20 protein-coding genes are annotated in these 24,059 nt (G+C 56.8%); 8 read left to right on the forward strand and 12 right to left on the reverse strand.

Features of this window, described 5'->3' with window-relative positions; genetic code table 11:
• Positions 1 to 188: 188 nt before the first annotated feature.
• Genes ACZ3HG_RS02460 through ACZ3HG_RS02470 form a run of 3 tightly spaced genes read left to right on the forward strand, consistent with a single transcriptional unit; the run spans position 189 to position 3,331 of the window.
• Positions 189 to 2,819 carry a YdbH family protein gene (locus tag ACZ3HG_RS02460; RefSeq protein ID WP_465332555.1) on the forward strand — a complete coding sequence of 877 codons (2,631 nt, stop codon included), beginning with the start codon at positions 189 to 191 and terminating at the stop codon, positions 2,817 to 2,819.
• Positions 2,803 to 2,994 carry a YnbE family lipoprotein gene (locus ACZ3HG_RS02465; RefSeq protein ID WP_191932263.1) on the forward strand — a complete coding sequence of 64 codons (192 nt, stop codon included), beginning with the start codon at positions 2,803 to 2,805 and terminating at the stop codon, positions 2,992 to 2,994. The genes ACZ3HG_RS02460 and ACZ3HG_RS02465 overlap by 17 nt, the downstream gene beginning before the upstream one ends.
• A gap of 13 nt (positions 2,995 to 3,007) precedes the next feature.
• Complete coding sequence (locus tag ACZ3HG_RS02470) at positions 3,008 to 3,331, forward strand: YdbL family probable chaperone protein (protein ID WP_191932264.1); 324 nt, start codon at positions 3,008 to 3,010, stop codon at positions 3,329 to 3,331.
• Positions 3,332 to 3,396: 65 nt separating this feature from the next.
• Here the strand turns inward: ACZ3HG_RS02470 and ACZ3HG_RS02475 are convergent, their stop codons facing one another.
• Positions 3,397 to 4,002 (reverse strand): FMN-dependent NADH-azoreductase, encoded by a 606-nt coding sequence (locus ACZ3HG_RS02475; protein WP_062743373.1) that lies wholly within the window; start codon positions 4,000 to 4,002, stop codon positions 3,397 to 3,399.
• Between the two features lie 236 nt (positions 4,003 to 4,238).
• Here ACZ3HG_RS02475 and hrpA point away from each other — a divergent pair, with 236 nt between their 5' ends.
• A complete protein-coding gene (gene hrpA, locus ACZ3HG_RS02480; RefSeq protein ID WP_191932265.1) occupies positions 4,239 to 8,138 on the forward strand; it encodes an ATP-dependent RNA helicase HrpA in 3,900 nt (1,299 codons plus the stop codon).
• Between the two features lie 139 nt (positions 8,139 to 8,277).
• On the opposite strand, the gene ACZ3HG_RS02485 is transcribed toward hrpA, so the two are convergent.
• The 6 genes from ACZ3HG_RS02485 to rstA form a co-directional block, all read right to left on the reverse strand.
• Positions 8,278 to 9,084 (reverse strand): trypsin-like serine peptidase, encoded by an 807-nt coding sequence (locus ACZ3HG_RS02485; protein WP_191932266.1) that lies wholly within the window; start codon positions 9,082 to 9,084, stop codon positions 8,278 to 8,280.
• 119 nt (positions 9,085 to 9,203) lie between these two features.
• On the reverse strand, positions 9,204 to 9,287 hold the full coding sequence (ydgU, locus tag ACZ3HG_RS02490) for a small membrane protein YdgU (RefSeq protein WP_465332557.1): 84 nt from the start codon (positions 9,285 to 9,287) through the stop codon (positions 9,204 to 9,206).
• 87 nt (positions 9,288 to 9,374) lie between these two features.
• On the reverse strand, positions 9,375 to 9,899 hold the full coding sequence (gene asr / locus ACZ3HG_RS02495; RefSeq protein WP_191932267.1) for an acid resistance repetitive basic protein Asr: 525 nt from the start codon (positions 9,897 to 9,899) through the stop codon (positions 9,375 to 9,377).
• 185 nt (positions 9,900 to 10,084) lie between these two features.
• Complete coding sequence (locus ACZ3HG_RS02500) at positions 10,085 to 11,569, reverse strand: carboxypeptidase M32 (RefSeq protein WP_465331688.1); 1,485 nt, start codon at positions 11,567 to 11,569, stop codon at positions 10,085 to 10,087.
• 19 nt (positions 11,570 to 11,588) lie between these two features.
• A complete protein-coding gene (gene rstB / locus ACZ3HG_RS02505) occupies positions 11,589 to 12,878 on the reverse strand; it encodes a two-component system sensor histidine kinase RstB (protein ID WP_465331690.1) in 1,290 nt (429 codons plus the stop codon).
• Positions 12,875 to 13,603, reverse strand: a complete 729-nt coding sequence (rstA, locus tag ACZ3HG_RS02510; protein WP_187509203.1) for a two-component system response regulator RstA — start codon at positions 13,601 to 13,603, stop codon at positions 12,875 to 12,877. The genes rstB and rstA overlap by 4 nt, the downstream gene beginning before the upstream one ends.
• 177 nt (positions 13,604 to 13,780) lie before the next feature.
• On the opposite strand from rstA, the gene ACZ3HG_RS02515 reads away from it, so the two are divergent.
• Entirely contained in the window at positions 13,781 to 14,212 is a 432-nt protein-coding gene (locus tag ACZ3HG_RS02515) for a hypothetical protein (RefSeq protein ID WP_191932270.1), read from the forward strand.
• A 3-nt stretch (positions 14,213 to 14,215) separates the two neighbouring features.
• On the opposite strand, the gene ACZ3HG_RS02520 is transcribed toward ACZ3HG_RS02515, so the two are convergent.
• Both ACZ3HG_RS02520 and ydgH read right to left on the reverse strand, forming a co-directional pair.
• Positions 14,216 to 15,607: an amino acid permease gene (locus ACZ3HG_RS02520; RefSeq protein ID WP_191932271.1), complete on the reverse strand. Its 1,392-nt coding sequence runs from the start codon at positions 15,605 to 15,607 to the stop codon at positions 14,216 to 14,218.
• Between the two features lie 209 nt (positions 15,608 to 15,816).
• Entirely contained in the window at positions 15,817 to 16,767 is a 951-nt protein-coding gene (ydgH, locus tag ACZ3HG_RS02525) for a DUF1471 family protein YdgH (protein WP_191932272.1), read from the reverse strand.
• Between the two features lie 516 nt (positions 16,768 to 17,283).
• Here ydgH and pntA point away from each other — a divergent pair.
• Together pntA and pntB are read left to right on the forward strand one after the other, a co-directional pair.
• Entirely contained in the window at positions 17,284 to 18,813 is a 1,530-nt protein-coding gene (gene pntA / locus ACZ3HG_RS02530; protein WP_191932273.1) for a Re/Si-specific NAD(P)(+) transhydrogenase subunit alpha, read from the forward strand.
• 10 nt (positions 18,814 to 18,823) lie between these two features.
• Positions 18,824 to 20,212 carry a Re/Si-specific NAD(P)(+) transhydrogenase subunit beta gene (pntB, locus tag ACZ3HG_RS02535; protein ID WP_062743362.1) on the forward strand — a complete coding sequence of 463 codons (1,389 nt, stop codon included), beginning with the start codon at positions 18,824 to 18,826 and terminating at the stop codon, positions 20,210 to 20,212.
• Between the two features lie 77 nt (positions 20,213 to 20,289).
• Here the strand turns inward: pntB and ACZ3HG_RS02540 are convergent, their stop codons facing one another.
• The gene (locus ACZ3HG_RS02540) at positions 20,290 to 20,559 is read right to left on the reverse strand and encodes a DUF2534 family protein (RefSeq protein ID WP_191932274.1); all 270 of its coding nucleotides are present in this window, start codon (positions 20,557 to 20,559) and stop codon (positions 20,290 to 20,292) included.
• 252 nt (positions 20,560 to 20,811) lie between these two features.
• Complete coding sequence (locus tag ACZ3HG_RS02545) at positions 20,812 to 21,378, reverse strand: DUF2946 domain-containing protein (protein WP_465331694.1); 567 nt, start codon at positions 21,376 to 21,378, stop codon at positions 20,812 to 20,814.
• A 200-nt stretch (positions 21,379 to 21,578) separates the two neighbouring features.
• Here ACZ3HG_RS02545 and ACZ3HG_RS02550 point away from each other — a divergent pair, with 200 nt between their 5' ends.
• Entirely contained in the window at positions 21,579 to 22,982 is a 1,404-nt protein-coding gene (locus tag ACZ3HG_RS02550; RefSeq protein ID WP_465331696.1) for a PTS fructose transporter subunit IIC, read from the forward strand.
• Positions 22,983 to 23,040: 58 nt separating this feature from the next.
• Here the strand turns inward: ACZ3HG_RS02550 and uspE are convergent, their stop codons facing one another.
• On the reverse strand, positions 23,041 to 23,991 hold the full coding sequence (gene uspE, locus ACZ3HG_RS02555; RefSeq protein WP_465331698.1) for a universal stress protein UspE: 951 nt from the start codon (positions 23,989 to 23,991) through the stop codon (positions 23,041 to 23,043).
• Positions 23,992 to 24,059 lie beyond the last annotated feature (68 nt).

Genomic DNA, 24,059 nt, shown 5'->3' on the forward strand with positions numbered 1-24,059 from the left:
CGTTTTCCTTTAGCCGTGCGTAAGTAATACAGCAGTGTAACAAGTTATCGGCATTACGGCAGGGGCCGGTGCAGTTAGCTGATGTAAAAAACAGCGAATCACTTGATTAATGGCGAAAAACTTCACCCTGCTGGCTTTCCATGCCATCATTCACAGGATAATCACGGAGTGAAAAGGATATGGCAGCCATGAACCGGGGCTGGAAAATTACGCTTGCGGTACTGATCGTCGCAGCCCTGCTGCTGACCGGTACTTATCTGACCGTCAGCCAGTGGCTTCCCCGCCTGGCGGGCATCTGGCTGCCTGTCAATACCACCATCTCCCTTGACGGTAATCCCCGCTGGCACCAGGGTGCGCTGCACCTGCCGGGTATCCATTACTACGCCGGCGACTGTGAACTGGCCGATGTGCAGGGTGTGGCGCTCGGTTATCACCAGGGTCGCTGGCAGCTTGCCGTTGATACGGCGACCATCCGCTCGGTCTGTGCCAGCGCGCTGGCGGCCGCAGACGATGACAGCGCACCGCGTACGCTGGCGCAGTGGCAGCAGTTGTTACCTGCCGCCAGTGTTACCGTCGGGCAGTTAAGCATTGACCCGTGGCAGACCTGGGCCGGTCAGCTCCAGCTGGAACTGGATCCCCGCCGGCAGCACCTGCATTATCAGGGCAAAAATCTGTCGCTGGATGCCGAACTTAACGGCCAGCAGCTGGCGCTGAACACCCTGACCCTGCAGGCTCCGGGTGTCCCTGAGCCCGTCAGACTGAGCGGAACGCTGACCCTGCCCGCGATCCCCGATGGCGTGCCGGAAAACGGGTCGCTGGAGGGCGATCTGGCGCTGGCCGCCGTGCCGGACCCGTTGCATCTGACGTTAAGCTGGCAGCAGCAGCAGGGATCGCTGGTGGTGACGGCCAGCAAACAGCCTGAGCCGCTGCTGACCCTGCCCTGGTTTATTAACCAGGAAAGCATTTCGGTCCGCGAGGGGCGATGGAACTGGCCCTGGGCCGGACAGCCGCTCTCCGGCGGTTTCGCCTTCACTGCCGATGGCTGGACGCAGGGGCTGGCGGCAACAAAAGTGGCGGGGCGCGTCAACATGCTGACTCAGGGACGTGGCGGTAAAGGCAACGTGGTGCTTACCCTTGGCCCCGGTCGTCTGGACTGGGTCAACAGCCAGCTGCCGTTTCGCCTGACTGGGGAGAGCAAGCTGGACCGACTGCAATTTTTTGCCGGGCTGCCCGGGGATCTTCATGGGCCGCTGCTCGACCCGCAGGTGCTGATGCGGCCGGGTGCGCTACTGCGTATGAAAGGGCGGCTGCTGTCCACGCTGGAGGTGGATGAGGCACGCTGGCCACTGGCGGGCGTCTCGATCTCCTCGGCCGGGATCGAGGGCCGCCTGCAGGCTATTCTCAGCGCTCATGATGCAGAAACGGGACGTTTTCGCCTGCATCTGGACGGACGTGCCACGGCGTTCTGGCCGGACAAAGGCCAGTGGTTGTGGCGTTACTGGGGTGATGGCTATCTGATGCCACTGGCGGCCAGGTGGGATGTCAAAGGCCACGGGCGCTGGCAGGACCGGTTAATCGAACTCTCGTCACTGTCCACCGGCTTCGATCGGCTGGCTTACGGTAGCGTCACCATGTCTGCCCCCAGGCTGTCGCTGGACACGCCGATCCGCTGGCAGCGAGATCCGGGTGCGCCCTCCTTTAACGGGCAGCTTAACCTGAAAGCGAAAGATACCCGCTTTGGCGGTGGAGGTTACCTGCCTCCCTCGACGCTGAAGCTGGTGGTGAAGGGGCGCGATCCCGCGTGGTTCCTGTTCCGCGGGAGCCTGCAGGCACAAAGAATCGGCCCGGTTCAGGTAGGCGGCCGCTGGGATGGCGACCGCTTGCGCGGCCAGATGTGGTGGCCGGAGCAGCCGTTGACGGTATTTCAGCCGCTGATCAGCCCTGACCTCAAGCTGGCTATTCAGGGAGGGACGCTGAAAGCGCAGGTGGCTTTCTCTGCGGCCAGCGATCAGGGCCTGCAGGCGGGCGGTCACTGGCTGGTCAGTGACGGTAGCGCACTGTTGCCTGACAATGAATTTGACGGTGTCGATTTCTCATTACCTTTCCGTCTTGAAGATCACCGCTGGTATTTTGGTGCCCGTGGCCCGGTATCGCTGCGTATCCGGGAGATCAAAAACCAGTTTGCCATGCAGAATATCGCGGCAGACCTGCAGGGCTGGTATCCCTGGAGTGCGCGTTATCCGCTTACCTTGAGCGACGTCAGTCTCGATCTGTTAGGGGGAAAACTCAGCCTTGCCAGCCTGCAGATGCCGCAGACGCAGGCCGCGACGATAAAGGTCAGCCACCTCAGCTTATCGGAGCTTGTCACCGCCATGAAAATCAAACAGGTGGCGATGTCCGGACATATTAACGGTGCGCTGCCGCTGTGGCTGAACAACGCCCACTGGCTGATTAAGGACGGTTGGGTGGCCAATAGCGGGCCGCTGACCGTACGCATGGATAAAGACATGGCTGATACGATCAGCAGCAATAACATGGCCGCCGGGATGGCGATTGACTGGCTGCGTTACATGGAAATATCGCGCAGCTGGGCGACCCTGGATCTTGATAACCTTGGCGTGATGAACATGGCCGCTAAAGTGGATGGCACCAGCCGTTTCAGTAACAGAAATCAGCGGGTATCGCTCAATTATACGCAGCAGGAAAACCTGTTCCAGCTCTGGCGGAGCCTGCGCTTTGGCGATAACCTGCAATCCTGGGTGGAACAGAACGCCACCCTGCCGTCGCAAAAGGAAACCAGTGATGAAAGCCCTGACTAACCTGTGGATCGCCAGCGGTACGATCCTGCTCTGCGGGTGCATCCCCCGCATTGAGTTGGCCGCGCCGAAAGAACCGATCACCATCAATATGAATGTCAAAATTGAGCATGAAATTCATATCAAGGTGGATAAGGACGTGGAAGCCTTGTTAAAAAACCAGAGCGGGCTGTTCTGAGGAGAGTGCCAACATGAAACGATTTTACTGCGGCGTACTGCTGAGTTGTCTGCTGATGTCGCCAGCGGCGATGGCCCTGACGCTCGATCAGGCGCGTGAGCAGGGGCGGGTAGGGGAAACGCTAAATGGCTATATTGCCGCCGTACAACAGGATGCGGAAACCCTGACGCTGGTGAAGCAAATTAACCAAGGGCGAGAGCATCAGTATCAACGTCTGGCGCAGCAGAATAATCTCACCACGCGTGAAGTGGCCGGTATTGCGGGTAAAAAGCTGATAGAGCGGGCGAAAAGTGGGGAGTATGTTCGCGGAATTAACGGTCAGTGGTTACAGAAGTAGCGGTGGCACTGACACAGTGCCACCGCGCAGGTTGAGGAGGGTAAGCTCAACCTGGTCGAACGCTATCAGGCAGTGACAATCTGAGAAATCACTTCTTTCGCATCGCTGGCCGCTTTGGCAGCCACTTCCGGGCCATAACCAATCCCTTCAGCAAACACAAACTGAACATCACTCATCCCCAGGAAGCCGAGGAAAAGCGTCAGGTAAGGGGTCAGCAGATCGCTTGGTGTATCTTTGTGAATGCCGCCACGGCTTGACAGAACCACCACTTTTTTCCCTTTAATCAGGCCTTCCGGGCCCTGCTCGGTGTAGCGGAAAGTCACGCCAGCACGGGCAACGAGGTCAAAGTAGTTCTTCAGCTGCGTTGGGATGTTGAAGTTGTACATCGGGGCGGTGATCACGATGGTATCGTGCGCCTGCAGTTCGGCAATCAGTTCGTTGGACAGGTCCAGCGCTTCCTGCTGACGGGGAGTCAGGGCCGCATCGGAAGGACGCAGTGCGCCGACCAGCTCGCCGTCCAGAACCGGGATCGGATTGGCGGCCAGGTCGCGTTCGGTGACATCATCGCCCGGATGAGCGGCTTTCCATTCGGAAACCAGGTGGTCGGCCAGCTGACCAGACTGTGAATAACCGGCAAGAATACTTGATTTCAGTACTAATACTTTGCTCATGGCGTTTTTTCCTGTTGTGTCATGCGGATAACGTTCCGCTCAATGCCTGACACTCTACGGATAAATGCCGGACAGTGTAAGTGCGAGTTTTCGATATCAATGTTCGAAAATATTGAATAAGACGAAGGGGGCGGATAAAACGCTAAGTCGCTGTCTGTGCTACACTACGCAAAATTCTGACCCCCTGTTTAATCCATGTTGCCCGTATTAACGGCGACAAAGCGAGTTTTACTACCATGTCTGACATGCCACATTCTGCCCTGACGCCGCTCTTTACCCGGCTGGACACGCTGATGCTGCGCGACCGCCAGCGTCTGCAGCGTCGCCTGCACGGGGCGAAAAAAATAAAAAATCCCGCATCCCTCCAGGCGCTGATCGAAACGCTGGAAGGCGATATCGCGGCGGCAGAGCAGCGCATCAGTGCCCGCCGGGCCGCCACGCCGACTATCCGTTATCCGGAAAATCTGCCTGTCAGCCAGAAGAAGCAGGACATCGCAGAGGCGATACGCGATCACCAGGTGGTGATTGTGGCCGGGGAAACCGGGTCAGGTAAAACCACACAGCTGCCTAAGATCTGCATGGAGCTGGGGCGGGGTATCCGTGGGTTGATTGGCCATACGCAGCCCCGACGCCTGGCGGCGCGCACCGTCGCCGACCGAATTGCGGCCGAACTGGAAACTTCCTTAGGCGGCTGCGTCGGCTATAAGGTGCGCTTTAACGATCAGGTGGGGGATACCACCCAGGTTAAACTGATGACGGACGGTATCCTGCTGGCGGAAATCCAGCAGGATCGCCTGCTGATGCAGTATGACACCATCATTATCGACGAAGCGCATGAGCGTAGCCTGAACATCGACTTTCTGCTGGGATACCTGCGTGAGCTGCTGCCAAAGCGCCCCGACCTGAAGGTGATCATCACCTCCGCGACCATCGATCCGCAGCGTTTTTCACGCCATTTCCATGATGCTCCGGTCATTGAAGTGTCCGGGCGGACTTATCCGGTCGAAGTGCGCTACCGGCCAGTGGTCGAAGACGTGGAAGATACCGATCGCGATCAGCTGCAGGCTATTTTCGATGCGGTGGACGAACTGGGCCAGGAAAGCCGTGGCGATATTCTGATCTTTATGAGCGGGGAGCGCGAAATCCGCGATACGGCCGATGCGCTGATGAAGCGCGATCTGCCGCATACGGAAGTGCTGCCGCTGTACGCCCGCCTGTCCAACGCCGAGCAGAACCGCGTGTTTCAGTCTCACGTCGGGCGGCGCATCGTGCTGGCAACCAACGTGGCGGAAACCTCGCTCACCGTGCCGGGCATTAAATACGTGATTGACCCGGGTACCGCACGTATCAGTCGCTACAGCTTCCGGACGAAGGTACAGCGGCTGCCGATTGAGCCAATTTCTCAGGCTTCCGCTAACCAGCGTAAAGGCCGCTGCGGCCGTGTGTCAGAGGGCATCTGTATTCGTCTGTATGACGAGAATGACTTCCTCAACCGGCCGGCGTTTACCGACCCGGAAATTCTGCGAACTAACCTGGCATCGGTGATCTTACAGATGACCGCCCTGGGGCTGGGTGATATTGCCGCCTTCCCGTTTGTGGAAGCCCCCGACCCGCGTAATATTCAGGATGGCGTACGCCTGCTGGAAGAGCTCGGGGCCATCACCCTGCGTGAAAATCAGCACTATGAGCTGACGCCATCAGGACGGTCGCTGGCGCAACTGCCGGTTGACCCCCGCCTGGCGAAAATGGTGCTGGAAGCGCAGAAATATGGCTGTGTGCGCGAGGTGATGATTATTACCGCCGCGCTTTCCATTCAGGATCCGCGCGAACGTCCCGCAGAGAAAAAACAGGCCTCCGACGAGAAGCATCAGCGCTTTGCGGATAAAGACTCGGATTTTATTGCCTTTGTGAACCTGTGGAATTATGTGCAGGAGCAGCAAAAAGCCCTGTCATCCAGCCACTTCCGCCGCTTATGCAAAACAGACTACCTGAACTACCTGCGGGTGCGCGAATGGCAGGATATTTACACCCAGCTGCGCCAGGTGGTGCGGGAGCTGGGCCTGCCGGTGAACAGCGAACCGGCTGAAATACGGGAGATCCACACGGCGCTGCTGACCGGCTTACTGTCGCATATCGGACAGAAAGATGCCGACAAGCAGGAGTTTACTGGCGCACGTAACGCCCGCTTTGCCATTTTCCCGGGGTCGGGCCTGTTCAAAAAGCCCCCGAAGTGGACGATGGTCGCTGAACTGGTGGAAACCAGCCGCCTGTGGGGACGCATTGCCGCCCGAATTGAACCGGAATGGATCGAACCGGTCGCGCAGCACTTACTCAAGCGCAGCTACAGTGAACCCCACTGGGAAAAAGCGCAGGGCGCGGTGATGGCCAGTGAAAAAGTGACGCTTTACGGCCTGCCCATTGTGGCGGCGCGTAAGGTGAACTACGGTCCGATCGATCCGATGCTGTCGCGTGAGCTGTTTATTCGCCATGCGCTGGTTGAGGGCGACTGGCAGACGCGTCACGCTTTCTTTAAAGCCAACCTGAAGCTGCGGGAAGAGGTCGAGGAGCTGGAACACAAGTCCCGCCGTCGCGATATTCTGGTCGATGATGAGACGCTGTTTGCCTTTTACGACCGACGCATCGGCGCGGAGGTGATCTCGGCCCGGCATTTTGATAACTGGTGGAAAACCGTCAGTCGTGAAGAGCCTGAGCGCCTGAATTTTGCCCGTGAGATGCTGATAAAGCAGGGCGCGGAGAACGTTAGCAAACTTGATTATCCTAATTTCTGGCATCAGGGGAACCTGAAGCTGCGTCTTAGCTACCAGTTTGAACCGGGGGCGGACGCCGACGGGGTCACGGTATATGTGCCACTGCCGCTGCTCAACCAGGTGGAAGAAAAAGGTTTTGAATGGCAGATCCCGGGTGTACGCCGTGACCTGGTGATTGCACTGATCAAATCGTTGCCGAAGCCGTTACGCCGTAACTTCGTGCCGGCACCCAACTATGCGGATGCGTTTCTCGGCCGCGTCACGCCGCTGGCCCTGCCGCTGCTGGACGCCCTGGAGCGTGAGTTCCGTCGCATGTCAGGCGTGACGCTGGATCGCGAAGCCTGGCAGTGGGAACAGGTGCCCGATCATCTTAAAATGACCTTCCGTATTGTGGATGAAAATAACCGCAGGCTGGCGGAGGGCAAAGATCTCTCCGCGTTAAAACTGCAGCTTAAAGGCAAGGTGCAGGAAACGCTGTCAAAGGTGGCAGACGACGGGCTGGAGCAGAGTGGGCTGCACATCTGGAGTTTTGGCGACCTGCCGGATCACTTTGAGCAGAAGCGCGGTCATTACAGCGTGAAAGCCTGGCCCGCCCTGGTGGATGAGAAGGACAGCGTGGCCATTCGCCTGTTCGACACCCAGCATGAACAGCAAAAAGCGATGTGGCGCGGGCAGCGACGCCTGCTGCTGCTGAACATCCCTTCGCCGATTAAATACCTGCACGAAAAGTTACCCAACAAAGCCAAGCTGGGGCTCTATTTTAACCCCTACGGCAAAGTGCTGGATTTGATTGACGACTGTATTGCCTGCGGTGTCGATAAACTGATCGCTGAAGCCGGTGGTCCTTCCTGGCAGGAGCAGGGTTACACGCAGTTGCACGATAAGGTCCGTGCGGAACTTAACGATACGGTGGTGGAGATTGCCAAAAAGGTCGAGCAGATCCTGACGTCGGTGTTTGCGATTAACAAGCGTCTGAAAGGGCGCGTGGATATGACCATGGCGCTGGCGCTGTCGGATATCAAAGCGCAGATGAGCGGCCTGGTCTATCGGGGCTTTGTCACTGGTAATGGCTGGAAACGGCTGGGTGACACGCTGCGTTATCTGCAGGCAATTGAACGCCGGATGGAGAAGCTGGCGGTCGATCCGCACAGCGACCGGGCGCGGATGCTGAAGGTGGAGTCCGTGCAGCAGGCCTGGACGCAGTGGTTTAACAAGCTGCCGCCAGAGCGTAAGGACGATGAAGAGGTGCAGGACATTCGCTGGATGATTGAAGAGCTGCGCGTCAGCTTCTTCGCACAGCAGCTGGGGACGCCTTATCCAATCTCAGAAAAACGTATCCTGCAGGCGATGGAACAGGTGACACAGTAAATTTTGCCTGCCCGGACAAACGGGGAGGCAACCTTAACCTGATGTATATCGTGTCATCATTATCTGGCCTGGTCAGCAGCAGGGGATTGTCCGGGCGATATTTTGCCACCAGTGAGGCCGCAATCGCCTGCGTCTTCTTTTACTGTGCCAGCGCTTCCAGACTGTCGCGGAAAGCGGTCACCGCGATGGCGCGGTTGTCAGCCAGATAGCGGTCTTTTGCCGCCGGAGCCGAGCTTTGTACTGCAATCAACTGCCACTCGCCATCAACCTTTAATAACAGCGGAGAACCACTGTCGCCGGGCAAGGTGTCGCACTGATGTGACAGGACGGTTTTCTGCGCCCAGCCGGTGATCAGGCAGTCGCTATGAGAGTAAAGCGTATCAAGATGATCTTCCGGGTAACCTGCCTGGGTTACGCGTCGTCCGGCGGTTTTTAACGCCGCGGTCAGATCTTTGCGTGACCCGGCAAACAGCGGAATAGGGGTAATACCCGATGGCGGATTACGCAGGACAATAAGACCAAAATCATAAGGGGCGGCCTGGGCCGGTACGATCCAGCCGTCACCGTCAGCTTTGAGTTTTTTCCCCAACGCCGGGTCAACGCGCGCTTCGATATCGTGGATTTCGTAGCGCCAGCCATTGTTTTCACTGGAGATAAACCGCAGCGCCACGGCCTTGTCCGGTTTACCCGGCGGGGCCAGCAGGCAGTGTCCTGCCGTCAGGGCCAGGTGAGGGGCGATCAGCGTAGCGCTGCACAGGTTACCGCTTGCCGTTTCCAGTTGACCAATCGCTTCCCAGGGGGCAGAGCCGGTATCACGGACCGGCTGGCGATCGTCCTGACCGAAGAACAGCGTTTTCGTGTCGGCGGCGCTCCGTTCCTCTTCATCAGCGTGTGTGTAAAACGAAAAAGCCAGGCAACCCATCAATAACACAGCGGTCAGACGCATATTTTTCTCAGGCTGAAAAAGCGTGGATATAAGTATTTATCTTAGAGAAGTAACTATAGACGGATAGTGCTGGAAAAGGGAGATTAATATGAAATATCAGCACACTACAGTAACCATCATTATAAGTAAAAGCTGGCGGCAATCAGGCCACAGATGATCATAACAGTCAGAATGATTTCGAATAAATAGCGACGCACCATCATCCGAAACTCCTTAAAGAAACACCCGGTAAGACCGGGTGTTTAAGTTAATTCATGTGCGTGGGGTGGCGGGCACCCCGTCCGTCAGTCTTACGCTTTAGGCGCGGTTTTCTTTACTGCTTTGTGGTGTTTTTTAGCAGCCTGGGCTTTCTGGGCAACAGGTTTTTTAGCGGCTTTGTGGTGTTTTTTGGCAGCCTGGGCTTTCTGAGCAACAGGTTTGGTTGCTGCTTTGTGGTGTTTTTTAGCGGCCTGAGCTTTCTGTGCTACCGGCTTGGTTGCTGCTTTGTGGTGCTTTTTCGCGGCCTGGGCTTTCTGAGCGACAGGTTTTTTAGCGGCTTTGTGATGCTTTTTCGCGGCCTGAGCTTTCTGATCCGCTGCTTTTTTTGCTTTATGGTGTTTTTTAGCAGCCTGCGCTTTCTGGGCTACCGCTTTCTTGTGTTTTTTCACATGCTTAACGTGTTTAACAGACGCTTTCGCTGGTGCCGGAGCCGCTGTCGTGGTGGTGGCGACAGAAGGTGCAGCGCTGGTTGCAGGTGCAGCTGTAGTTTCAGCAGCGAAGGCAACAGAAGACAGACCCATTGTAGCAGCGACAACCAGAGCAAATAATTTTTTCATTGCAAAACCCTCAAGGTGTTTAGTTCAGGTGTCAGCCCACTCTGGGGCCGGTGAAAAGACTATAAGGGAATCAATGCGGGCTTTCCGTGAGTGATTGGTATCGGCGTGTAACCGATTGTACAAGCGGGGAGATCGTGGGGATTTCCCCCTGCGCGGGACGCACAGGGGGCGGGTTAATGACGCGGTTATTTCAGGTAGCGGCTTTCCAGATGCTGGCGGAAATAGTGCGGATTCAGATCTTCGCCCGTGGCGTTTTCGATCAGCTGGCGGGTGCTGAAACGGCTACCATGCTGCCAGATATTCTGCTGTAACCAGTGGAATACTGGCTGCAAATCCCCCTGGCGGATCTGCTCGTCCACCTGAGGAAGAGCCCGCTTCAGCGCCTGGAACAGCTGTGCCGCATACATTGCCCCCAGCGTATACGTCGGGAAGTAGCCGAACGCACCGTCAGTCCAGTGAATGTCCTGCATGCAGCCGTCGCGGTAATTGCCCCGGGTGTCCAGACCCAGCAGGGCCAGCATTTTCTCATCCCATAGCGCGGGAATGTCATCCACCTCAATCTCACCGGCGATCAGGGCGCTTTCGATTTCATAGCGCAGAATGATATGCGCCGGATAGCTGACCTCATCGGCATCAACGCGGATTAGCCCGGGTTTAACCCGCTGATTCAGAGCAATAAAGTTCGCTTCCTTCAGCGCCGGGCTGTCGCCAAGCAACTGCTGTACCTGCGGACGGATCAGACTGAGGAACGCCGGGCTGCGGCCCAGCTGCTTTTCAAAGAACAGGCTTTGTGACTCATGGATGGCCGTTGAGCGTGCCAGCGACACGGGCTGGTCAGCCCACTGCTTCGGTAAGTTCTGCTCATAGCGGGCATGCCCGGTTTCATGGATCACCCCCATCATGGCACTGATGAACTCGTCTTCATTGTAGCGGGTAGTAATACGCACATCCTGCGGCACGCCACCGCAGAAGGGATGGGCGCTGATATCCAGACGACCGGCAGTAAAGTCAAAGCCCAGCTGCTGCATAATCGCCAGCCCCAGCGCCTGCTGCGAAGCCTGTGGGAAGGGACCGACGGGGCGGTCAACTTTTTCGCCCGCCTGCTGGTCCACGATCCTTTGCAGCAGGTCAGGCAGCCACTGCTTCAGATCGCCAAAGGTTTTATCCAGTTTTTCACTGGTCATACCGGGTTCGAAGACGTCAAGCAGGGCATCATAGCGGGATTGGCCACTGGCCTGGGCGCGGATCTCCGCCTCTTCCCGGCTGAGTTTGACCACGTCTTTCAGGTTGGCGGCAAACCCCGTCCAGTCATTGGCCGGACGCTGTGTGCGCCAGGCATGTTCACAGCGAGACCCGGCAATGGATTTAGCTTCAACCAGCGAGGCGGGCAGCAAAGAGGCCTGCTGCCAGGCACGCTGCATCTCAAACAGGTTTGCCTGTGCCACATCGTCCAGATCCTCCTGCTGTGCCTGCTGCAACCAGAGACCAACGTCTTTTGCCGTCAGGATCTCATGGCGCAATACGCTCAGTTCGGCCAGCGCTTCACCGCGCGCCTGACTCCCCCCGGCGGGCATCATGGTCATCATGTCCCATCCGGCAATAGCAGAAAGATGGCCAAAGCGGGAGAGGCGCTGGAAGGTACGTGTCAGATGGGCATAGGCAGAAGACATAGAATTCCTTATTAACAGATTAAGAGTGGTGATCCGGGGTAACCGGCCAGCAGAAACGCACGCTGGCCCCCCCAAGCGGGCTGCTGTCAATGGTGACATAGCCGCCAAAAGCCTGGGCTATGGAGTGGACTATCGCCAGGCCCAGCCCGCAGCCGCCAGTGGCACGATCGCGGCTGGGGTCAAGGCGAACAAACGGCTCAAACACCCGCTGACGTTCATCCTGAGGAATACCCGGGCCGTCATCTTCCACCTGCAGATATGCCATCTCGCCATCAAACCACAGGCTGGCCCGCAGGCGCTGGCTGGCATAGCGCAGGGCGTTGTTGACCAGATTATCCAGCACGCGCTCCATCAGGCGGGTGTCGGCCACGCCAATATTTTCGCGCTGCGGTGTCTCCAGGGCAATATCAAACTCCGGGTGAACGGAGCGGATGTCCTCCAGCCGTTCGTCTAACCAGCGGGCGAGATCCAGCGTTTGTAAGTTCAGATTGACCTGCGGCCGGTCAAGACGGGCGTAGGTCAGCAGTTCTTCAATCAGTGATTCCAGCTGCCCGATATCCCGGTTCAGCGCAGCAGACTCTGCTCCGGTAAGATTATCACTCATCTCCAGGCGATAGCGCAGGCGTACCAGCGGAGTGCGCAGCTCATGGGCTATCCCGTCGATAAGCTGTTTCTTACTGGCGACCAGGGTGTTGATATTATCGGCCATCTGATTAAACGCCACGCCCAGGCGTAACAGGCTGGAGGCACTGTCAAAATGAATGCGCTCATCCAGATGCCCCTGACCGAAACGCTGTGCGGCGTTTTCCAGCTTTAGCATGTCCTGCCAGTGCGGACGCATCCAGATAAACACCGGCAGGGCCAGCGAAATACCAATAAACGCCAGCAGGGCAATGTCGAGAATGCGCATTTCATGCAGATAGAACAGATAGGGGATCGGTCCCACTGCCAGAACATAGTGGCTGCGCGGAATATGCTGCAGGAAGGTATATTCATCATCCAGCGCCACGATCTCGCCCGAGCGCAGGCGATGCAGCGTACGCTGGTCGAGCTGATATTTACTCATCGGCTCTATATGCAGTTTGAAAGAGAGGTTGAGGTCGAGATTATCGATAGTTTTATTCCAGTCACGCGGCGGGATCTCTCGCAGCTCACTGCGCATCAGATACAGTGAGCTTTTCATGAGATCGTCCATCGACTGCCTGCCGGCACGTTCGGCAGTGAACTTATAAACCAGCCCGACCAGCATCGCCATCACCAGAAAACAGACGAACAGCAGCAGGTAAAACTGAATAAACAGTTTCTTCATTGCGCATCCCAGGCGTGTGGTGCAAACAGATAGCCTTTATTACGAATGGTTTTGATTCGGTAAGGCTCCGTGGCGCTGTCGAGCAGCTTTTTACGCAGACGGGAGATGGCCACGTCAATGCTGCGGTCCATCCCGTCGTAGGTAACGCCGCGCAGGGTTTTCAGCAGTGCGTCGCGGTTAAGGATCGAGCCGGCGTGGGTGGCCAGCTCCCACAGCAGGTCGAAATCTGCCGTCGACAGGGCAACGATCTCTTCTGACAGCGTCACCTGACGGTTAATCGGATCGATACTCAGGGTGCCGAAGCGCAGAGCTTTCTGCCCCGCAATCCCCGGTGCGATCTCTTCATTCTGGCCGCTGACCCCCGCCTGGCGCAGGTGTAAACGCAGACGGGCCAGCAGCACCGCCGGCGGGGTGGTCTTCAGAATATAGTCGTTTGCCCCCATCTCCAGCGACAGAATGTGGTTCATGTCGCTATCGAGTGAGGTAAGCAGGACAATGGGCCCCGTCCAGCTGTGACGCGTGCGTAAATCCCGGCACAGCGTCATCCCGTCTTTCCCCGGCAACATGATGTCCAGCATCACCAGGTCAGGGTTGGCTGCAGCGATGGTTTCTTCTGCGCGATCGCCCCGGTTTTCAACAATAACATCAATGTCATGCCGCCCAAGATAGGCCGCAATCAGTTCACCGACATCCTGATCGTCTTCGACAAATACAATTTTGTTCATAGGGCCGATTTTCTGGCTAAAGAGAACGACAGCTTATCCTTTCCTGAGCGCAACGACCATTAATCCGCGTTAAATAGTAGGGGGAATGTAGTACAATCCTGGCCGAATATGTCATTATATTCCCCGCCTGCGATGGCGTACCCTGCAGACCCCTGTCAGGGCAGTTCTTGAGTCGAAATGGATAAGGAGAAGAGAGTGTCAGAAGAGAAGCTGGCTTCAGCTCAGTACAGTGATCGCATCTGCCTCAACTATACCGAATTCCTGTCCGCTTCCTGTAAGAAACGCTGGAGCTTCGTCGACGCGATTTATGGCGTGATCCCGTTTTTTGGCATGATCACCCGCAAGCCTGCCAGCGAACCCCAGACCTCGGAAGCCCCGTTGAAAGACCTGGCGCTGCAAATCATCTCAACGCAGGTCAGCGATGAGATTAATATCGCCCGGCTGATTACGCTGGCGCACCAGCAGCAGATTGATGCGTTTGATATCCAGCTGCCTTATCCGCTGTCAGAAAACCAGCTGACTGCGATTCGTCAGGAGTACGCCCGGCCAGTGGATCTTGAGCAGCAGGACGAACGACTGAGCGTGATGATCCCCCTGACGGCATACTGACCCTCAGCGGGTCAGCATCCACACGGCGGGCAGGGTGGCCACCACCAGCATGACCATCATCATTTTCTCCCCTTTAAGCAGTGCCGTTTCGCCGCGTCCTCCGCGACGGGCAAACAGGAACAGTACCATTCCCGGCGCATAAAGCACGACCGACAGCAGCAGATGCAGGGGCCCGGAGGCATACAGCAGCCACAGTCCGTAAATGCTGGCCCCCACCGCAATCATCATTGCGCCAGGCTTGTGTAAATGACGCGCCACTTTAAACAGATAGGCCCCCACCAGCAGGTACGGCACCAGGATCATCTCAGAGGCGATCGTCAGCAGGGTATTGTAATCAGCCCCCGTCAGCCAGATCAGGATCAGACACACCTGCACGCAGCCGTTGGTCAGCCACAGCGAGGCAGCAGGCGCTCCGCGGGTATTCTGGCGGCTGAGGGTGCGGGGGAAGGCACCATGCAGGGCGGCCACCAGCGGCACTTCAGCGGCCATAATCGTCCAGCTGAGATAGGCACCGCAGACAGAGAGGATCAGCCCGCCGACGATCACCAGATTGCCCCAGGGGCCGATCAGCGACGTCATCAGGCCGGCCATCGAGGGGTTGCGCATTCCGGCGAGTTCGGCTCGCGGAACAATACCGAGTGACAGCAGGGTGACCAGCAGGTAAATCACCAGCGCTGCGCTGACCGCCAGCAGCGTGGCGCGGCCAACGTCATGGCGGTTTCTGGCTCGCGATGAGACCACGACGGCCCCCTCAATCCCGATAAACACCCACAGGGTGATCAGCATGGTGTCTTTGACCTGCTGCCAGACGGGTTTCCCCAGCGCCAGACCGGTGAAGTCAAAGGAGAAGCGGTCGTAGTGGAAAGCAGCAATCGCCAGCAGGATAAACAGCCCCAGCGGCAGGAGTTTGCCCAGCGTTGCGATCAGATTAATACTGGCCGCCGTCTGAACGCCGCGCAGAACCAGTCCGTGAACCAGCCACAGCAGCACCGAGGCCGCAAGAATGGCCTGCCAGGTATTTCCGTCGCCAAAAATTACATGGCCCGGCGAATCGGTGAAAAAACTCATCGCGGAAAAGACAATGACCAGATAGGAGACGTTGGCGATCACCGCACACAGCCAGTAACCCCAGGCTGAGCAGAAGCCAGTCAGTTCACCGAAACCGGCCCGGGCATAGGTAAAAATTCCGCCATCCAGTTCGGGCTTTAAGCGGCTGAGTAGCAGCATGGCCAGCGCCAGCAGCACAATCCCGACACCGGTGATCGCCCAGCCAATCAGCAGGGCGGCCGGGCTGGCGACCGCCGCCATATTTTGCGGCAGGCTGAATACGCCCGCGCCAAGCATTGAGCTGAGTACCAGCGCTGTCAGCGCGGTAAGACCTAACTTTTTGTCCAAAAAAAACTCCGGTTACAGAATAAAAAACCAGTTGTAACGACCATGTTGGATTTAACTCAGGATGCCAGACCAGAAAAGGCAACGAAACGCCTGAAAGTGGCGGGAGATTTTACGGACAGCGGCGGCAGGATGCAATGACTTACTATGCAAATACAGGCGGGAATTATTCAGCATGACAGGGCAGCCGCTGGCTGCCCTGCAGAAAGAACTTACTTGAAGAGATCGGCCGTAACGGTCAGGTTACCGCCGTTCTGGCTGGACCACTGGCGGGTCACATGGTAGTACTTGGCACCTTTGGCGATCGCCCGGCGGCCCACTTCTTCAGAGACCTCGGTCGGCGTGCTGAAGTGGCCGGTGAAGGTCACGCTGTCATACGGCTGCATCTGAGCGGCCGTAATGGCATTGACTTCCTGTACGCTTTTTCCTTCACGCGTCGTTACCGTGTAACGTTTCCCGGTGGAACTCTGCGTTTCATAGAAGCGCCCTACGTTTTTGCTCGGTGACTCGCTGGACGCGACGCCTGGAATTTCGACGTTCTTCGCGGCCGCACCGCCTGCTGCCAGCGCTGCTTTACCGGCTTCAGAGTCGGCCGGGATCAGGTTAGGAGACTGAACCTGACGTTTCGGTGCATCAGACTTATAGATATAAGCGGTGATCATCTGATTGCCACCGCTGTTGGTATCAATCTGACGAACGATAAAGAAGGATGCCGCCCCTTTCTCTTTCGCTGCCCGGGTGATGGCGTCATTAACATCAGGCTGGCTGCGGAAGAAGCCGCTGGTGCTGACGGTATCGTAAGGCTCAAGGCTGAAGGCTTCGGCTTTGGTCAGCTCACGCACGCCGTTAATGATGCGATCTTTATTTTTTGGCGCGGCAGGCGCATCGGCGTGATACAGGTCAGCGGTCACATTCCAGTTGCCGCCGTTGCCGTTAGTATCATTGATACCCTGAATATAGTAGGAGGCGGCTCCCAATGCGTCAGCACGTTTCGATACGGCGTCGCTGGCCTCGTAGAGAGCGTTAAAACGTCCGTTAATGGTGATCCGATCAAACGGTTTCAGCGCAGCGGCTTTCTCCGGCGTCAGTTCCTGTGCCGCATGGGCGGATAATGCCGTGAGTGATAACAGGGCTGATGCCAGAATGGTGTTCTTCAGCTTCATAAAAATTAATCCTTCGCCTTACGCAAAAAATGAGTACGAAAACGTGCTGGACTCTTGATGTGTAACAGATTAGCGGATGATTATTACATGTAATAATGTTCGCTGTCTCAGCCATTTTGTGTGGAATGCGCGCCAGCACCATTCCTGTTTTCAGAATAAAGAAGAAAGCTGGCTGAATCGTGTCGTTTTTCTTTTATTTACCACTTAAGGTGGTAAATGCTAGTACTTATAACGTTAACGCTTTGTTAATCAATGTTTTTTACTAAGAAAAATCTCTGATTGTTAAATTTTATCGCAGCACGTTATGCGCTCGAAACCCCGTGATTCAGGCTCAATATATCGCTTGCAGGGGTAAGAACTGAATTTTTATAGGTTAGTCATCGAACACCCCCTCTGCGGCTGGATCGAATCACGTATATTCAGTAGGTTATAGGCAGTTTGAAACAGGCTGTGTTTCGGCCATAAAGGCCGGAAACAGGAGAACACCCCTCGTACTCTCTGAAGAAAGGGAAGATTATGCTTATTGGTATCACCAAAGAGCGGTTACCTAACGAAGCCCGTGCGGCTGCCACACCGAAAACGGTGGAGCAGCTCATTGCCCTGGGCTTCAGCGTGGCTGTTGAAAGCGGCGCAGGTAAGCTGGCCAGTTTTGAAGATGCAGCATTTGAGGCTGCCGGAGCCACCATCACCGACCCGGTGACGGTCTGGCAGTCCGACATCGTCCTGAAGGTCAACGCGCCGACCGAGGAAGAAATTGCGCTGACGCGTGCCGGCAGCACGCTGGTCAGCTTTATCTGGCCAGCACAGAACCCGGAACTGCTGACGAAGCTGGCGGCGCGTAACGTCACCGTCATGTCAATGGACGCGGTGCCGCGTATCTCGCGTGCCCAGTCTTTGGATGCGCTGAGTTCTATGGCGAACATCGCCGGGTATCGTGCCATTGTTGAAGCGGCGCATGAGTTTGGCCGTTTCTTTACCGGGCAGATCACCGCCGCCGGTAAAGTGCCTCCGGCGAAAGTGATGGTGATCGGTGCGGGCGTGGCCGGTCTGGCCGCCATCGGTGCCGGACGCAGCCTGGGGGCTATCGTGCGCGCCTTCGACACCCGCCCTGAGGTTAAAGAGCAGGTACAAAGTATGGGCGCTGAATTCCTTGAGCTGGACTTTGAGGAAGAAGCAGGCAGCGGTGACGGTTATGCCAAAGTGATGTCAGAGGCCTTTATCAAGGCTGAGATGGCACTGTTTGCCGCCCAGGCAGAGGAGGTCGATATTATTGTGACCACCGCGCTGATCCCGGGTAAACCCGCCCCCACGCTGATCACGGCGGAGATGGTGGCATCCATGAAACCGGGCAGTGTGATCGTCGATCTGGCGGCACAAAACGGGGGTAACTGTGAGCTGACCGTTGCCGACACCATTACGACCAGCCCGAACGGCGTTAAAATCATTGGTTATACCGATCTGCCCAGCCGTCTGCCAACCCAGTCTTCACAGCTTTATGGCACCAATCTGGTCAACCTGATGAAGCTGCTGTGTAAAGAAAAAAACGGGGAGATCACCATCGACTTTGATGATGTGGTGATTCGTGGCGTGACGGTGATCCGCGATGGCGAAATCACCTGGCCTGCGCCGCCTATTCAGGTATCGGCTGCGCCAAAAGCGGCCAAAGCGGCCGCGCCGCTGGAAAAACCGGCGGAGAAACCTGCTTCGCCGCTGCGTAAATATGGTCTGATCGTGCTGGCCATTGTGCTGTTTGGCTGGCTGGCCAATGTCGCTCCCCCTGAGTTCCTGTCGCACTTTACCGTGTTTGCGCTCTCCTGCGTGGTCGGTTACTACGTAGTGTGGAACGTCAGTCATGCGCTGCATACGCCGCTGATGTCGGTCACTAATGCCATCTCCGGCATTATTGTGGTCGGCGCGGTGTTGCAGATTGGCCATGGCGGCTGGGTCAGCTTCCTGTCCTTTGTGGCGGTGCTGATTGCCAGCATCAATATCTTCGGCGGCTTTACCGTCACCCAGCGTATGCTGAAAATGTTCCGTAAAAACTGAGAGGTAGTCCATGTCTGGCGGATTAGTGACTGCAGCCTATATCATTGCTGCGATCCTGTTTATTTGCAGCCTTGCCGGGTTGTCTAAACATGAAACCTCGAAGCAGGGGAATATTTTCGGTATCAGCGGAATGGCGCTGGCGCTGGTCGTCACCATCTTCGGCCCGGAGACCGGCAACGTCGCCTGGATCCTGCTGGCAATGGTGATTGGCGGTGCTATCGGCATTCGCCTGGCGAAGAAGGTAGAAATGACCGAAATGCCGGAGCTGGTGGCAATGCTGCACAGCTTTGTCGGGCTGGCGGCGGTGCTGGTCGGCTTTAACAGCTATCTTGACCACGGTCCGGGCCTGTTGCCGGTGATGGAAAATATTCACCTGACCGAAATCTTTATCGGTATCTTTATCGGGGCGGTGACTTTTACCGGTTCTATCGTGGCGTTTGGCAAGCTGTGCGGCAAGATTTCATCAAAACCGCTGGCGCTGCCGCACCGCCACAGGTTGAACCTGCTGGCCCTGGTGGTCTCCTTCGCCTTGCTGATTATCTTTGTGCGCACTGACAGTGTGGGGACGCAGACGTTTGCCCTTATCGTGATGACGCTGATCGCGCTGGCCTTTGGCTGGCATCTGGTGGCGTCCATCGGGGGGGCAGATATGCCGGTGGTGGTGTCGATGCTGAACTCTTACTCCGGCTGGGCGGCAGCGGCAGCGGGCTTTATGCTCAGTAATGACCTGCTGATTGTCACCGGGGCACTGGTCGGCTCCAGTGGTGCCATTCTCTCCTACATCATGTGTAAAGCGATGAACCGTTCGTTCTTCAGCGTCATTGCCGGTGGTTTCGGAACGGACAGCAGCTCAACCGGCGAAAGTGAAGAGATGGGCGACTATCGCGAAATCGACGCCGCAGGCACCGCAGAACTGCTGAAGAACTCCACCTCGGTAATTATCACGCCGGGCTATGGTATGGCGGTGGCGCAGGCGCAGTATCCGGTGGCTGAAATTACCGCCAGACTGCGTGAGCGCGGCATTAAGGTGCGTTTCGGTATTCACCCGGTGGCCGGGCGTCTGCCCGGGCATATGAACGTGCTGCTGGCGGAAGCCAAAGTGCCGTATGACATCGTGCTGGAAATGGATGAGATCAACGATGATTTCAGCGATACCGATACGGTGCTGGTCATCGGCGCGAATGACACCGTTAACCCGGCGGCGCAGGAAGATCCCCGCAGTCCTATCGCCGGTATGCCGGTGCTGGAAGTGTGGAAAGCGCAGAATGTGGTGGTGTTTAAGCGTTCAATGAACACCGGTTACGCTGGCGTACAGAATCCGCTGTTCTTTAAAGAGAATACGCAGATGCTGTTCGGTGATGCGAAGGCGACGGTGGAAGCGATTCTGAAGGCGTTGTAAATGCGCTGATCGGGTTGCAGGGTAGAGGGCGACCCGATGAGAAGGTCGCCCACGACGAGGCTGATCACCGAAGGTGATCAGCCTTTCTTGTTTTCAGGATCCTGCTCACCAATAAACCAGTACCACAGGGGAATGGACAGTAGCAGGGTGAAGACAGAGCTGTAGATCATGATCATGAAGAATTCAGAGACATACAGTTCGACCGGCCAGGTCGAGAAGGGCATGTTGTACTCTTCGATGGCCCCACCAATGATGGCTTTGGTCATCACAATCGCCACGCAGATCCACAGACAGGCCTGGGCGATAAAGAAATTCCGGCGTTTCTTGCCTGGAGGGAATAATGACATGATGTGTACTCCTGTACGATTTCCTGAAAAATAACGTTCTCTCTTTGCCCATCCGCACCCGCCGTAAGGGGTAACCCGGCGTCCGGCCGTCTGCAGGTGGGTAGTGTAGCGCTGCCCGCTGGCTGGCTGAAGAGGGGAAATGATCCCCCAGTGCGCAACGGCGGCGGGTACTGCTGAGGATGTTAAACGCGGCGTTATTATCGGCTTATTCCCGACTGCAGGAAGAGATAAACAGACAGAACCTTAATGCCGTTATAACGCCGACCGGCAGTCAGGGGGGGCTCGCGGCTGTGAAAGGCCGGGGAAAAAAGCGGAAGCAAACCAGGGCGTGTATCGCGTCGCTGGCGTTTGCGATGCCAGGCGAAACAGCAGCCAGATTAACGGAATAAACAGGTACAGCAGTAAGGGTAAATGCACCAGCAGCTGGCAGTAGCCGCAGGCGAAGTCATCCATCATTCCCCCGTCCACAGGCATTGTGGAAGACGAGTGGATCCCGTCAGGCAGACCCTCTTTCGCAGAGGACGGGTGAGCGTGCAGGGTGGTCATCCCGTCATGGGACATGACGCCCATGGGCATATCATGTATCGCCATCAGCGGAGGGCTCACGGACCCTACAGGCGCAGACATCCGCTGATGTTCCAGCGTTTTAGAGACATCCGGGGCTATAAACAGCAACAGGACCGCTATCATAGCGATCAGGGCAGGTATCCGGCGCTGCGACAGGCGATACAACGAGACCAAACAGGCAACCCATAGCAGAATCAAAAAGGTGGCCAGAGTGTAGCGATTTTTACCGCGAATGTTAACGATCAATGTCACTAATGGTCCGTTCAGCGCCTGTTTTCGCCACGTTTTTTTGCCTTACGTTCACGCAGAGAATAATCAGCCGCTGCCGCGTCGCAGTACAGGGTTTGTCCCGATTGCGGGACAGGGTTTGGTAGTGTTTTCCCACGTCGCCTCTGGTTAGATAAGACTCCGGCCGGAACCGTGAGTTATTTTATTGTTACCGGAGAATACCCATGAATATTATTGCCATCACCGCCTGTCCTACCGGGGTGGCCCATACTTATCTGGCCGAAAGTAATTTGAAAAAAGCCGCCAGAAAACTGGGTCTGTCCCTGCGGGTTGAAACGCAGGGTGCCATTGAGAGCAAATACATTCTCAGCCCGGATGATATTGCTGCCGCAGATATTGTTCTCATCGCCGCTGATAAAAAAGTCGATATGACGCGTTTTCAGCACAAGAACATAGTTGAAGTCCCGGTTGCCCGTGCGGCAAGAGACGCCGAAGGCCTGCTGACCGCCATTGCCGCCGGCGAGCTGGCCCCACACCGGCAGGAAGCTCCCTTACCGGCCGGGGAGGAGGAACCAATAGCGCGTGGCACTCGCTGGTACGCCACGCTCTATGTGCATCTGATCACCGGGGTCAATCTGATGATCCCGTTTGTCGTCGCAGGGGGGATCCTGATCGCCCTCAGCTTCTCCTTCGGCATTACTGCCGCCACCCCGGGGGATGCGCATTTCAGCCCTGTCGCAAAAATGTTATCTGATATCGGCGGGGGATCGGCCTTTGCGCTGATGCTGCCGGTTTTATCTCTTGGGATCAGCCAGTCGATCAGCGGCAAAATGGGCATGGTCTCCGGGGCGGTGGGCGGAATGATGGCCATCCATACCGGTTCGGGTTTTCTCGGCGCGCTGCTGGCCGGGTTTCTGGCGGGCTATGTGACGCTGTTAATCGTTCGCCATATTCGCCTGCCGCAGGCTGTCGCCGGTCTGAAACCTATCCTGATTGTGCCGTTGTTTAGCGTCCTGATCACCGGGGTGCTGATGGTCTGGCTGATCGGTGAGCCGATCAAGCTGCTGCTCGGCTGGCTGACCGCCTTCCTCAATGCTCTGGGGCAGACCAACTCCGCCGTGCTCGGCCTGCTGTTTGGCATGATGGTCGCCTTTGATATGGGGGGCCCGCTGAATAAAACCGTCTGCATGTTTGCCATCGGGCTGATGTCCAGCGGCATCTACGGCCCGATAGCTGCCTGCATGGCGGCCGGGATGGTCCCCCCGCTGGGGATTGCACTCGCCACCGTCCTTTTCCGGGGAAAATTCAGCCGCAGCGAGCGTGAAACCGGTAAGGTGACGTGGATCCTTGGGCTGTCATTTATCACCGAAGGGGCCATTCCCTACGCCGTGTCGGATCCGCTGCGGGTGATCCCGGCCATCGTCGCGGGTTCTGGACTGGCCGGCGCGCTGTCGATGGCACTGGGCTGCGCCTCACGCGCGCCGCATGGCGGGATTTTTGTGATGTTTATTCCGAATGTGGTTACTCACCTGGCGGCCTATCTGCTGGCGATTACGGCGGGGTCACTGCTGACCGCCCTGATCCTGTGGTTCCTGAAAAAGGAGGTAACAGAAGCGGCTGCTGCTTAAAGGGGAAGGGGGGCGGGGGCAAACCGGTGTGCCAGGTTTGCCCCATCAGTATGAGGAATTAATACTCTTCGTCGTCGTCAAGCTCAACGGGTGAGACAAACCCGTCAGGCTTGATGGCCAGCAGGTCGCAGCGCAGGTGGTCGATAACCTGTTCGGCCGTATTGCCCAAAAATGCTGCCGACAGTCCTGTACGGCCAATGGTACCCAGCACCACCACCCCGGCGTCAAGATGGCCGGCCAGTTCAGGGATGACCTCTTCAGGCAGCCCTTTTTCAACGTGGGTAAATTTTTCGTCGATGGAGAACGACTGACGCAGCGCTTTCATGGCGACCAGATGCTGCCCACGTATAGCGTCGTTATACACGCTGGGATCAAAGTCAGGCAGCTCAATAGCAATGTTGATCGGCGTCACGGGGTACGCGCCGACCAGATGGACTTCCGTATGATTGACCCGCTCGGCCAGCGCCAGGGTCTCTTTCACCAGCTTGCTGTTTAACGGGTCGTGATGCGGCTCTTCGCTGGCGAGGTTAACCGCCACCACGGCCTTGCCGCCTTCCGGCCAGGCCTGATCTTTAACCATCCATACCGGACACGGACACTTACGCAGCAGGTGCCAGTCGGTCGGGGTAAACACCACCGCCTGCAGACGGTCGTGCTGGTGTGCCATCTTAATCACCAGATCATGTTGGTTGGTCAGCACCTCCTGGATGATCGCCTCGAAAGGGCGATTGTGCCAGATCACTTTAACATCAATCTGCACACCGGCGGCGAGATAGGCCTGCGCCTGTTCGCGGATCCACTCGGTACGTTGACTGATGACGCCTTTACGCATGGTCACTCGCTCATCGGGCGATAACAGCGTGGTCATCTCGTAGGAGAAGTCGTAAATGGGTAGGAAACAGGTGATCTTGCCGCCAAGACGTTGATTGAGATAGACCGCGCGGCGAAGAGCGGGCTGGTCGTCCTGTTGCGGATCGATTGCTACCAGAATGTTTTGATACTGAGCCATAACGGTTTCTCCTTACACTGAGCGTGTCAGTTTAAAGATAGCCCAATCGCTCTACAGGAAGAAAGGAA

Source organism: Erwinia sp. PME.40.26/001 (assembly GCF_055556675.1).